Annotated in this window: 10 protein-coding genes; 1 reads left to right on the top strand and 9 read right to left on the bottom strand. The window is 38.5% G+C overall.

Annotation, left to right across the window (positions count from 1 at the left end):
* Positions 1 to 365: 365 nt before the first annotated feature.
* Entirely contained in the window at positions 366 to 623 is a 258-nt protein-coding gene (locus Q0X89_RS08065) for a hypothetical protein (protein ID WP_297692929.1), read from the top strand.
* Between the two features lie 173 nt (positions 624 to 796).
* On the opposite strand, the gene Q0X89_RS08070 is transcribed toward Q0X89_RS08065, so the two are convergent.
* The 9 genes from Q0X89_RS08070 to Q0X89_RS08110 all read right to left on the bottom strand — a co-directional run bounded on the left by Q0X89_RS08070 (position 797) and on the right by Q0X89_RS08110 (position 13166).
* Entirely contained in the window at positions 797 to 2365 is a 1569-nt protein-coding gene (locus Q0X89_RS08070) for an amidohydrolase family protein (protein WP_297692931.1), read from the bottom strand.
* Between the two features lies 1 nt (position 2366).
* Complete coding sequence (locus Q0X89_RS08075) at positions 2367 to 4892, bottom strand: M14 family zinc carboxypeptidase (protein WP_297692933.1); 2526 nt, start codon at positions 4890 to 4892, stop codon at positions 2367 to 2369.
* Between the two features lie 120 nt (positions 4893 to 5012).
* Positions 5013 to 6233 (bottom strand): sensor histidine kinase, encoded by a 1221-nt coding sequence (locus tag Q0X89_RS08080; protein WP_297692935.1) that lies wholly within the window; start codon positions 6231 to 6233, stop codon positions 5013 to 5015.
* A gap of 162 nt (positions 6234 to 6395) precedes the next feature.
* The gene (locus Q0X89_RS08085) at positions 6396 to 7790 is read right to left on the bottom strand and encodes a Gfo/Idh/MocA family oxidoreductase (RefSeq protein WP_297692937.1); all 1395 of its coding nucleotides are present in this window, start codon (positions 7788 to 7790) and stop codon (positions 6396 to 6398) included.
* A 98-nt stretch (positions 7791 to 7888) separates the two neighbouring features.
* Positions 7889 to 11251 (bottom strand): preprotein translocase subunit SecA, encoded by a 3363-nt coding sequence (gene secA, locus Q0X89_RS08090; RefSeq protein WP_297692939.1) that lies wholly within the window; start codon positions 11249 to 11251, stop codon positions 7889 to 7891.
* Positions 11252 to 11463: 212 nt separating this feature from the next.
* Positions 11464 to 11688 carry a DUF2795 domain-containing protein gene (locus Q0X89_RS08095; protein ID WP_013551418.1) on the bottom strand — a complete coding sequence of 75 codons (225 nt, stop codon included), beginning with the start codon at positions 11686 to 11688 and terminating at the stop codon, positions 11464 to 11466.
* A gap of 135 nt (positions 11689 to 11823) precedes the next feature.
* A complete protein-coding gene (locus Q0X89_RS08100; RefSeq protein WP_297692963.1) occupies positions 11824 to 12399 on the bottom strand; it encodes a cob(I)yrinic acid a,c-diamide adenosyltransferase in 576 nt (191 codons plus the stop codon).
* Between the two features lie 92 nt (positions 12400 to 12491).
* The gene (locus tag Q0X89_RS08105; protein WP_297692965.1) at positions 12492 to 12632 is read right to left on the bottom strand and encodes a hypothetical protein; all 141 of its coding nucleotides are present in this window, start codon (positions 12630 to 12632) and stop codon (positions 12492 to 12494) included.
* A 33-nt stretch (positions 12633 to 12665) separates the two neighbouring features.
* The gene (locus tag Q0X89_RS08110; protein WP_297692967.1) at positions 12666 to 13166 is read right to left on the bottom strand and encodes a hypothetical protein; all 501 of its coding nucleotides are present in this window, start codon (positions 13164 to 13166) and stop codon (positions 12666 to 12668) included.
* Positions 13167 to 13183: the final 17 nt, after the last annotated feature.

Here is a 13183-nt window from a genome sequence, read left to right on the forward strand (position 1 = left end):
TGAGTATGAGAAATCTCAATTTAGGTGCTTTCAATGACACCTAAATGCAGTCTGGATTTCTCAATCGTTGCTTCGCAACTTATGTCGAAATGACCAGGTCGGTTTCTAATAAGCTGATTTAAGCTACATCTGTCATTTCGAACCGAACAAAGTGAGTGTGAGAAATCTCGTATAATCCCTTAGGAATCACCGCCAAAAAACCCAAAATACCGATTAAGGGTTTTGGGCCATGAATCTTTATATCCGAAATAATTATCACTTTATCGTAATTTTTTCCAAGTACCGAAAAATAAGGTGCTTTCAGCGATTAATACCCTAAGGATATCACTTTCTGTAGTTATTTTATTGTACCCAAATCTAATAACATGAAAGCCTTTTTAACCTTAGTACTTATACTTTTATTCGGAGCAGCCGCTCTGGCCCAAAAAACTACAGACTATGGTAAAGTTGAAACATTACAAATGGATATTGTTTTGGATAGTAGCCTTTCTATTTCTCACAATAGTGGGCAAATTGAGGCAGCAAAAAAAGACGCTGTTACGCGCTTATACAAATTCAAGAATACAAGAGTAAAGAGAGCGTTAGCTTTTTCTACGAAAAAAAACAAACCCAAATTAGCCTAATCCCAATCTTATGATACTATTTATTCTATTATTACCCGTTGCACTTTTAATGAGTTATGTCATTGTTTTTCCAAAAACAAAAGGTGTTTTAAGACCTATTAAAGTACACACAGGACGAAGATAAGTTCACACTTTATAAGCTCAAGTAAAGCAAGGTTAGATCAAGACGACTCTTATTCCTGAATACCGGGTTGTTTAATCTGATAATTCAGGCGATCTTTCTCTGCGTCTACCATCTGTTTAACTTCTTTAAGAAGTGCTTTGGCATCGTAGATTATACCATCCTTTATGGTGTATTTTACTCCGCCAACCCGTACAACTTCATTATCTTCGGTAAGTTTTATGGCTCCAGTACCATATAATACTTTCAGATTTTGAAGTGGATTTTCGGATACAATAACAAAATCTGCCAGTTTGCCAACGGTAACGGTGCCTATTTGATCATCCATGCCCAGGGCCTCTGCTCCGTTCAGGGTCGCTGAACGAATAATTTCTAAAGGGTGAAACCCGGCTTCCCGCAGCAACTCCATTTCCCGGATATAGGCGAAACCATAAAGCTGAAAGATAAAGCCCGAATCTGAACCCGTAGTAACTCTGCCACCTCTATTCTTATATTCGTTTACAAACGTCATCCAGAGCTTGTAATTCTCCTTCCATGCTACTTCCTGTTCTGTTCCCCAATAATGCCAATAGGAGCCATGGCTGATTTTACTAGGTTGGTAGAAATCCCACAAAGATGGCAGGGTATAGTCTTCATGCCATTCCGCGCGTCGTGCCCTGTGCAGATCACGACTTGCTTCATAAATATTAAAGGTTGGATCCAGGGTAAAATCTAAGGAGATAAGCTCGTCCATAACTTTATTCCAATGCTCTGAATAGGGTTTTGCAGCCTGTTGCCAAAGCTTACCTGCCTCTTCAAAGCGGTGCTGTTCATTGTTATAATTATAATTCAGAGGGTAATCCTGTACTGTGCGGTCTTCAAAAAGGGCTTCCGGTAGTCCATACCAGTGCTCCATACTTGTTAAACCTGCCCTTGCCGAATGTAGGACATTCCATCTGGCAACATTGAGTTGAGCATGATGACAAGCAGATCGCAGGCCTAATTTTTTGTTTTCATCTAAAGCCGCCGTCATAATTTCGGGAGGTGATCCAAATAACTTAATGCCATCAGCCCCTTTTTTTACATTGTTCCGTACCCATTCACGCGCCATTTCAGGAGTAGTGATTGATGCATCACTACCCTGACCAAAACCTGTATACGCCAAAATTCGCGGTGCTACAATTTCATTTTTGGCACTTTTTCTTTTCAAGTCTATTGTAAAGTCTATGCCTCGTCCGCTTGGTTCCCTTACGGTGGTAATTCCATGAGCCATCCAGAGCTTAAAAACATAATCGGGTTCTGCGCCCTGAGCTTTTCCTCCAATATGCCCATGCATATCCACAAAGCCCGGAAGCAAATACATCCCTTCGCAATTCAGTTCTTTGCCACCCTGTTTTAATTGCGGACGGTCTGAATCTTTTATAGCTACCCCGGGATAACCAACAACTTTAATGTCCTTAATACGATTATTTACAACTTCAATATCTACCGGACCAAGTGGTGGAGCCCCGTTGCCGTTTATTAAAGTGACACCTCTGATAATGAGTTGAGAAAATGGTCCATCGCCCTTGCTATTCTGCGCAAATATTAAAAGATTTGAAAATAAGATGAGGATTAAAAAGGAATATTTTTTTTTGTTCATACTAGTCTTCTTTTTTAGGTACTTCAATTTTATCACCTAAAAACAAGGCATTGAGGAACAGACGATTTGTTCCGTACCACGATCCCCTGAAGTTAGGATTATCAGCAAATAAAATTACTCGGCCTTCGTCTAAAGGGCTAACAATAAGTGAAGCTGAGGATTTTAAGAATTCTTCGCTGTTCTTCTTGCTGATATATCCGTCTATTAGGGCATTTCTGGAATACCTTGCTACAGTGGAATACTCATTTCTACTTGCTGAAAGCCATACATTATTATTCTTATAAACCGGGATGTCTGTATCTCTATAACCAAAAGCCAGCGGGTGTGTAATATCCAGATCAACCTTTAATATAACCCCTCCAATACTTTCTTTACCCAGGTTTTCACTAGCATCCACATAAGGTTTTCTAAATACTGCTTTCGTAGAATCTATCTCAGATTTTACAAGCTTCTCTTTTACTATTTTCTTATCGATGACCCATTCGGAGGCTGTTCCTATAGTAATCAGGGTATTCCCTTTTTTAACCCAGTCTGAAAGTTTCGCTTGCTGCTCTTCTGTAAACTTATATTCACCTGAAATCATTACCAGTGTATTATACTCGTCGAGCTTTACCTCATCGTAATTCCTGATAGGTATTTTAGTAATTGGCATATTTACCCGGGTATCCAATAAATGCCAAACCTCTCCGGCTTCATATGAGCGGGTTCCACCTCCTATGAGCATTGCAGCTTTGGGTTTGGTTAACGGGCGAATATTCCTGCTGCCCAGATCAATTCCCCCGCTGTTGTAACCAGTGGCCATCCCATAAATAGGAACCTGGTATTTTTCTTGTGCCTCAAGCACCCATTTATATACCTCATCCGAATCTTTCTTTTGAAGGCTTACGGGAAGTACTAAGGCTCCATAATTAAAAGACTTGCTGGTATTATCAAGCTTTGTTGTAAATGGTTTAAAGGCAGAAGAAAGTACCAATTCTTTGGATTGAAGAAAATTTAAAACTGCCGGCGCATTGTAATCATCCCAATCAATTATATAGGCATAATCAGATTTCTGAACTGGATCGACATTTATAAGATCGGCAGTTGAGCTTATTTGTTCTCCCAGGTTAACCCTCCTAAGTCCCCTGTAATTGATATTGTAGAAATTTGCGACAGACCAGGCCGAAGCATCGTAGAAAACACTGTCACGGTACTTTTTATATGTTTCAAACATGGTTTGAACCATCCTGTACTGGGGTTGGGATGTAGGAACAACATAAGATTCTTTACCATATTTATAAACGTTTATTTTGTGGATTAGAAGTTTGTCAATAAATGCCTTTATCCGATTTTGGTCGTAACTATCCCCAAAACTGTATCCTTGTATTCCCTTTATTGCAGAATTCATCATGGCTGTCTTAAAGAACTCTTTTTGATATGATCGAAGAAAATTCTTGTTCTCAACTGCTGCTTTAACCGTGGTAATGCTGGAAACGTATTGATTGCGGATGGTAAAGGGAAAGGTAATTTCTCCATAGTCAGTTTTCTGTTTATGGCCCCTGGAGCTGGCTTGTTCAAATAAAAGGCCCAGGCCACCCTGAATATCCGGATAGGACGAACCGTAACCGGGATAGGTGCCATCAAAAGCTTCTTTTGTAAAATATAATGAACCAATACTATCCAAAGCCTTGGCAAAGTAGTTCCCGAATATATTATTGAGGTCTTCATAGTTTTTTTTTGGCATAATAGGGTTTAGTGATCCATTTGGCTTCATTGGTTCAAAGAAATAGGTGCTTTGCGAACCCATTTCATGAAAATCCGTCACCACATTAGGATACCACTCGTGATACCATTTGAGTTTTCCACGACTTTCCGGGTTTATTGCCAAAAGCCAGTCTCTGTTGAGGTCAAACCAGTAATGATTGGTCCTACCGCCTGGCCAGTATTCGTTATGCTCCGCGTCCTGCGGATCCGCCACTAATGGCTTCCCCTGGTAACTATTAGCCCACTGTGTATGCCTGTCACGGCCATCTGGATTGATAGTCGGATCTATAAAGATTACTGCATTGGTCAGGTAATTAAGTATCTCGGGATTTTCTGAAGCTACAAAGGTATAAGCGCTCAAAAGGGCTGCTTCGGAACTTGAAGGCTCATTACCGTGAACATTATATCCCAAATTAATAAAAACAGGAAGTGAATCATCCGAAGAAGTAGATTTACCCGGATCGGTAAATGCAAGGTGCCTTTCCTTAATAGATTCAAGATTAGCTAAATTATCCGGGGTAGTTATGGTTAAGATTACCAATTTACGTCCTTCATGTGTTTGGCCATATTCGTAAATAGAGGCCCTGTCTGAAAGCTCTGCAAGTTTATTTAAATAAGCCACGATCAGATCATGCCTGGTATGGCGTTCTCCAATTTCATATCCTAAAAATTCTTCGGGAGAAGGGATGTTACTATTAAAAGGATGAAATTTTTTAAAAAAATAATCCTGGCTGAACAGGAGGGTACTAAAAAGCAAAAAACATATTAGAAAAGAATTCCTCATGAGGGCAATTTTTGAGTTAGTCGGCTAAATATAGTTATAAATTGCTTTGTGTAGTAGTCTTTTACATTGGGAATACCTTGTACCATAAACACATAGTACCTGTCTCGGATTATGTATCCTTTAAGCTACCGACTGATGAAAATCGCTCTGTCCTATTTCTTTAAAATTAATGATATAGTTAGTTCCTTTTTTAGAAAAATCCCTTATAATTGATCCCTTCAGTTGACGGGTAAGGTTATGAATTAATTTTAAGCCTAACGAGCGGGTATTTTTAAAATTCACTTCTTCTGAAAAACCTACACCATTATCTCCAATATTGAGCACATAGTCCTTGTCGGCGATTTTCTTTAGTTCAATATGGATTTCCCCCTGGTCATTACCTTTTATACCATATTTAAGGGCATTTGTGAGCGCCTCATTGATTAGGAGCCCAAGTGGAATAGCCGTATCTATGCCCAATTCAATTTGAGGAATAGTAATGTTAACAGAAACATTACTATCGGCCCCCTTAACTGATTTAACAAGGTATTCGCTTAATTCCTCTACATAGGATTTATAGTCTATTTTAGACAAATCTTCGCGCATGTATAGCATTTCATGTACCATCGCCATTGCGATGACTCTATTCTGACTGCTTTTTATCAGATTTTTTACTTTTTCATCTTCAATACCCCTTGATTGAAGGCTTAAAAGGCTGGATACTGTTTGCAGGTTATTTTTAACCCTGTGATGTACCTCTTGCAGTAGTGTGTCTTTTTCATGTATCCGTTCTTCTATTTCCATCTTGGTTTTATAAAGTCTATGGTGAGCTTTTAAGAGGTTTTTACCGAGAACTCCGCCCAAAAGGTAAACGGAGAATATTACGCTCAAAAAGCTAAAAAGGTCCCGACTCTCTTCAGGAATGACATTCCGGGTTAACGAAAAATCTGAAATTTCCTGAACAAAAATTAATGCAATAATTAGAATGGTGAGGTACAGATATATTTTTCCATAATTGCGTGTTGTAGCATATCCTGCAAATACAACAATTGCAAGTACAAAAATAAACGGACTGTTTATGCCACCTGTTAACATGGTGATTGCCGTAGCAGAAGCTAAGCCAAGGATAGATAGTATGTTATAGGTAAGGGTCAGATTTTGATGAGAAGCATAAGCCAGATTATTTATTATGCTTAATGCACCAAAGGCAATAAATATATGTGGAACTATTTCAAAAACATCAAGAAAAAAGAGACAAATCAAACCGAAAACCAATGAGGAAATAGAAGCAAAATAGCTTACCCTAAGGGTCAGGCGTATTTTGTCCTGTATACGGTGCTGATGTTTGACTGCTTTTTCCATGATTTAAATTATTTTCATTAATGCAGATGTGCCACATATGGAAAATCGCAACCTTAAATGGGCAGCGAATTCCCCTCGTAGTGTAAAGCTATATATGTTTTATTTAATATTCAACAGCTATACCAACAAATAATAATTTTATTATTGACAGTATATTGTGTGCTAGTTACGCACCTCCTGAGGCTGTAAATTAGTTAGGTCTTTGATTTTAACAGCGCTACCCGATTCAATGCTCTTTCTAGCTGCAATGCCTATAAGTACGGACATTGCGCCGTCTCTACTTCCTGCCGTCCGGCCAAAAGGGTCATCAGAATCAGCACTTCTAAACATTTTATCTTGCAAACGTTTATCACCTCCGCCATGACCACTTTTTTCCATTTCCACCACCACAGTTTCGAAATCCTTCCACAATTTATGTACTATGATGGGTTCATTATGGCCAGTTTCATTTTTATTCTGTTCCATTTCCTTGTCGTGCATCTCGGCCTGATCGATATTCATTTCTTTATAATAAGGAATGTCCATCCATGCTTCCATTCTTCCTTCGGTTCCGTTAAAAGCAACACGCCAACCTTCGAACGGTGAATAGGTGGTAAGTGAATAATTTAATTGCACATTATTTTGATATTTAACCTGCGCCGACATCTTATCATATATATCTATTTCATTTCTAAAAAGGCAGTTATCCCTGATATACCCATCGTATTTCTCATTGTTTGCGTATAGATCAGTTAAAAACTTGTTTTTAGTAATGTCCCAATAGAAATCACATTTGGATTGATGATCACAATTTCTGCAGTTATCCCCTCTGAGAGGTCCATTTTTACCATAAAACTCCAAATCACCAAACGCAAATACTTCCGATGGTTCCGAATTAATCCACCAGTTAAGAAGGTCGAAATGATGTGTGGCCTTATGTACCCATAAAGACCCGCTGCTTTCCATCTGTCCGTGCCATCTTCGGAAATAACTGGCACCATGGTAGGTGTTCAGATACCAATGAAAGTCAACTGAAGTTAGTTTGCCAATGGTATTTTCAGCCAGTAACTGCTTTATTTTCGTATTATAAGGGCTCCATCGGTAGTTAAAACCTACAATTAGGTTTTTACCTGATTTTTTTTCCATATCCAGAATGGCCTGACATTTAATTTCATCTGTGGTTAAGGGTTTTTCGGTAAGAACATCGCATCCCATATCCATAGCCTTAATAATAAATTCATGGTGCGTTGCATCTTTGGTAGTTACTATTACAAGATCGGGTCTGGAGTTGCGGATCATAATATCAAAATCTGCAAACGTGGAGCAATTGGCACCGATATATTCCTTTCCAAAAGCAAGACGTCCCGGATTAATATCACACAAGCCTACAAATTCAAGAATATCCGAATACTCGTCAACAAGGCGTTTTCCCCAAAAAGTGATACCTCGAATACCCGTGCCTACAAGTGCAACTTTTAGTTTTTCATTCATTCCAAAATCAAACTGTGTAATTGGCATTACAGAAGAGGCAGCTAGCATGCTTAAGGAGGTCAGGAATTTACGTCTGGTAGTGTTCATCAGAAAATAATAAAGGGTTAATACCTAAAGATAGGGCATTTTTGAACAAAAAAAGGTGTCCGTATGCGGACACCTTTTTACTGTTTGTGATTAATTTGTCAATCTTCAATCAATACCCATTCCCCTCGGTCTATAAGAGGCTCAGCCTGTTTGAATTTAACAGTCTTACTTTCGCCGGACATCACATTTTTTATAGTAACCCTTTCATTTCTGCCAATTTTTGGTTTTTCCCGAACAATGGTTTCGGTTATTGGCGCCCTGCCACCCTGGTTCTGACCTATAGCTCTGTTCCGGGCTGCTAATTCATCATTGTTTGGAATTTCCTCCTTGGTGGTCTGCAGCTTTTCTTTTGGTCTTCGCACATTCCTGGCTTCCTGAATTTCACTGGTGTCTGCTGAGGGTAGTTCCCCTTTGAACAAGAAGGATACAACTTCTTTGTTTACCTTGTCTATCATGCTTTTAAATAGCTCAAAAGCTTCAAACTTATAAATCAACAGAGGGTCTTTTTGTTCGTGCACAGCTAACTGAACAGACTGCTTTAATTCGTCCATTTTCCTCAGGTGCGTTTTCCAGGCATCATCAATTATGGCCAGGGTGATGTTTTTTTCAAAATCTGTAACCAACTGTTTTCCATTGCTATCGTAAGCTTTCTTAAGATCGGTAACCACATTCAGTGATTTAATACCATCTGTAAATGGAACTACAATGCGTTCAAATTTATTACTGCTGTCCTCGTATACCTTTTTAATCACAGGGAATGCCGTAGCGGCACTGCGCTCCATTTTGTTTTGGTAATACTCATAAGCGGCAGCATAGGTGGTATTTGCTATCTCCTGAAAACTCTGTTTGGCAAATTCTTCTTCTGTCACCGGAGAGGTTATGGAAAAATACTTGATGAGTTCAAATTCGAAATTTTTAAAATCGTTAGCAGCCTTGTTGGTATCAGCTATTACTTCGCAGGTATCATACACCATATTTGCAATATCTACCTTAAGTCGTTCACCCTGAAGCGCATGCCGTCTTCTTTTATAAACCACTTCGCGTTGGGCATTCATTACATCATCATATTCCAACAGTCGTTTACGAATACCAAAGTTATTCTCTTCAACTTTTTTCTGTGCCCGTTCAATAGATTTGGTCATCATAGAATGCTGGATCACTTCACCTTCTTCAAGCCCCATTCTATCCATCATTTTTGCCACGCGGTCCGAGCCAAAAAGCCTCATTAGGTTATCTTCCAATGAAACATAGAATTGCGAACTTCCGGGATCTCCCTGACGGCCCGAACGACCTCTCAACTGTCTGTCTACCCTTCTGGAGTCGTGTCTTTCCGTTCCAACAATGGCTAGTCCACCAGCTTTTTTAACCTCGTCTGATAGTTTTATATCTGTACCTCGCCCCGCCATATTTGTTGCAATAGTTACAACCCCTGCATTTCCGGCTTCTGCCACGATATCTGCTTCTTTTTTATGAAGTTTTGCGTTCAAAACATTATGCGGAATTTTCCTTATAGCCAGCATTCGCGAAAGCAATTCTGATATTTCTACCGAGGTAGTACCAATAAGTACCGGTCTTTTTTGTTTAGAAAGCTGAGTAACCTCGTCAATAATTGCGTTGTATTTTTCTCTTTTAGTCTTATAGATCAGATCATTTCTGTCATCCCTTGCAATAGGTCTGTTGGTAGGGATCTCCATAACATCTAATTTATAGATTTCCCAGAATTCACCGGCTTCGGTTACTGCGGTACCGGTCATACCTGAAAGCTTTTTGTACATTCTGAAATAGTTCTGTAAAGTAACCGTCGCAAAAGTCTGTGTCATTGCTTCGATTTTTACATTCTCTTTCGCTTCAATTGCCTGGTGCAATCCGTCTGAATAACGGCGTCCGTCCATGATACGACCTGTCTGCTCATCAACAATCATTACCTTGTTGTCTATAACGACATACTCCACATCTTTTTCAAAAAGGGTATATGCTTTTAACAATTGACTCATGGTATGGATACGTTCGCTCTTAACGGCAAAATCTTTAAACAATTCTTCCTTAGCTGCAGCTTCCTTCTCAATTTCGAGGCTTTGATTTTCAATCTTCGCAATTTCGCTCCCGATATCGGGCATCACAAAAAAGTCTTTTTGCTGATCTCCTGAAATGTATTCGATGCCTTTATCCGTTAGTTCAATCTGATTATTCTTTTCATCAATAACAAATAACAATTCCGCATCAACCTGAGGCATCTCCCTATTGTTATCCTGCATATAGAAATTCTCTGTTTTCTGGAGCAATTGTTTTATTCCTTCTTCACTTAGAAATTTAATAAGGGCTTTGTTCTTAGGGAGACCCCTGTGCACCCTAAGCAATAGAAAACCACCTTCCTTTGTATTCCCGGCGGCAATCTCTTTTTTGGCCTCTGCCAGCACTCCTGTAAGATACTGACGTTGTTTTTGAACGATATCTGATACCTTGGGTTTCAATTCATTAAATTCGTGACGATCTCCTTCCGGTACTGGCCCGGAAATGATCAACGGTGTACGGGCATCATCTACAAGTACGGAATCTACCTCATCCACAATGGCATAATGATGCGGGCGTTGGACCAGGTCACCAGGGGTATGAGCCATATTGTCCCTAAGGTAATCGAATCCAAATTCGTTATTTGTTCCATAGGTAATATCCGCATTGTATGCTGCTCTTCTCCCTTCGGAATTAGGTTGATGTTTGTCTATACAATCAACTGAAAGTCCATGAAATTCAAATATTGGTGCCATCCAGGCACTATCTCTTTTAGCCAGATAATCATTTACTGTAACCAAATGGGCTCCTTTTCCTGCCAGAGCATTCAGGTACATTGGAAGTGTGGCAACAAGTGTTTTACCTTCACCAGTATGCATTTCTGCAATTTTTCCCCGATGCAAAGCAATACCACCAATTAACTGTACATCATAGTGAACCATATCCCAGGTAACTTCCTTCCCTGCGGCATCCCATGAGTTTTGCCAAACCGCATTATCACCATCAAGACTTACGTATTCTTTGGAGCCAGATAACAATCTGTCAAATTCTGTGGCCTCAACCGTAATGGTCTTATTATTCACAAATCGCTTCGCGGTTTCTTTAACTACGGCAAAAGCTTCAGGAAGAATTTCATTTAAGGTGTTCTCCGTAATCTTATAGACCTCTTCTTCAAGTTTATCAATTTCCGAATATATTTCCTCATTTCTATCAATATCCGGAGAGGCTTTTACTTCTTCTTTCAGGACATCAATCTGTTTCTGAAGTTCTTCAGATGCCTTTTTTATTGTAAGCTTGAATTCTTTTGTTTTTTCCCTCAGTGCATTATGGTCCAGGCCTTCTATCGCTGCCTCATAGGAATTGATCTCCTTTAAAAGCGGTTGTAGTTCCTTAACATCCTTCTTAGCCTTGTCACCTACAAATGCCTTGATAACTGAATTTAAAATACTCATAAATTACATATGTTTTGATAGCATGCTCTTCACAACTTAAATTGCAATAAACTAAGTCTCAAAATGAGCAATATGCTATAGAATTGTAATATCCTTTTTAAAGCAAAAGGTATTCCAGATTTTATATTTCTCCTTAAACTACGTTAAGCCTGTCAAAATTACATAAAAAAAAAGCCTCAAATGAGACTTTTTATAGGTTTTAGATAACTTCTTTAATATTCATCCTCATTCCAGAGGTAATCTTCTTCTGTGGGGTAATCCGGCCATATTTCTTCTATTGATTCGTAGATCTCACCACCTTCTTCCTCCATAGATTGTAAATTTTCTACTACTTCTAAAGGAGCACCAGTTCTGATAGCATAATCTATTAATTCGTCTTTAGTGGCAGGCCAGGGTGCATCACTTAAATAAGATGCTAGTTCTAATGTCCAATACATGGCTAAGTCTAATTTTAAAATTTTTGCAAAAATAAATTTTAAACCCAGAATGCCAAGAATAATCTGAGTAAAATCACTTATTTTATCAACAATTTAGGGTTTTGATAATTTCATAACGAAGAAAAAGTGTAATTATTAGCCTTTTTTCTCAGGAATCCACTTAATTTCATCCGCCTTTAAGTCAAATGACAACTTCCGTGCCAATACAAATAAATAGTCAGAAAGGCGATTGAGGTAAATGAGTACCATACTATCAACTGGCTCATTTTCATGTAGTAGTGATACCATTCGCTCAGCTCTTCTGCAAATAGTACGTGCAATATGACAGTATGACACATTTGTATGACCACCCGGTAGTATAAAGTGGGTCATCGGCGGCAAGGTTTCATTCATCATATCTATTTCATTTTCCAGATGCTCAACATCTGTTATGCTTAGCAAAGGGATATTGAGGCGCTCCTTCCCGCTTTTTAATTGCGCTTTTTCCGGATCGGTTGCCAAAATAGCACCTACGGTAAACAATTTATCCTGGGTAGTGATAAGCATTTCTCTGGAATGTGTATCTATTTTCTGATCTCTAAGGAGCCCCAGCCATGAATTTAGTTCATCTACAGTACCATAGGCATTAATGCGAATGTGATGTTTAGTTACTCTTGTACCCCCAAAAAGTGAGGTTGAACCTTTGTCCCCGGTTTTTGTATATATTTTCATAGGCTATTTTTGGAACTTTTGAGTCGCAAGGTAGGGAATTGGCTTTATATAGACCTCTTCCTTAGTGATAGAGGATTAACTCATGGGATCTATTATTTCTTTTTATCCTTTCGTTCATAACCTTCCATAAATTTCCTTGATTTTCTTCTCTTTGTGCTCTTTTTGCTAAAAATAGAGAAGATAATATACACCACGGCAACCCCGGCTAAAATGTAATAAATATTGTCATTCATTGCGTGTAAATTGTCTATCTTAAAGTTAAGCGTTTAGATTCGAATTTTAAAATGTTCTTTAGCCTGTGTTTTATGAAAAAAAATAAGGCCACCAAAATACATGTCTATACTGACTTTTACAAAATCTTCTAGTAGTAATTTATTCCAAAATTCTGTTGAAACTTTATTTTTCTTAATACTGTTAAGGTAAATTATTCCATTGGGCTGCTGTTTGGCGTAGTCTTTCATAGCTTTAATTTGAGAATCTGCAACCACGCTCTCATAATACATCATATCAAATGGTTCTTTGAAAGAAAGTGATGGGAATTGATCCCTTGTTTTGTTTCTTAATAACTCATTTTCTTGATCAAAACCTACACTTATTGGTTTGAAGTATTTTATGCACTTAAAAAAAATATTCAGTGATTTTGATTTACTGTATTTATGTTTACTATAAAGACCCTTTGTCACAAAGCGATATATAAACGGGGAATGAATTCCATGCTCGTTGGTTGCCTCAAACCAAAATTTCAGATATTGCAGGGTATTTGACATTGAAGAAAATTCTTAAT

The organism is uncultured Eudoraea sp. (genome assembly GCF_947258525.1).
Lineage (GTDB): Bacteria > Bacteroidota > Bacteroidia > Flavobacteriales > Flavobacteriaceae > Eudoraea.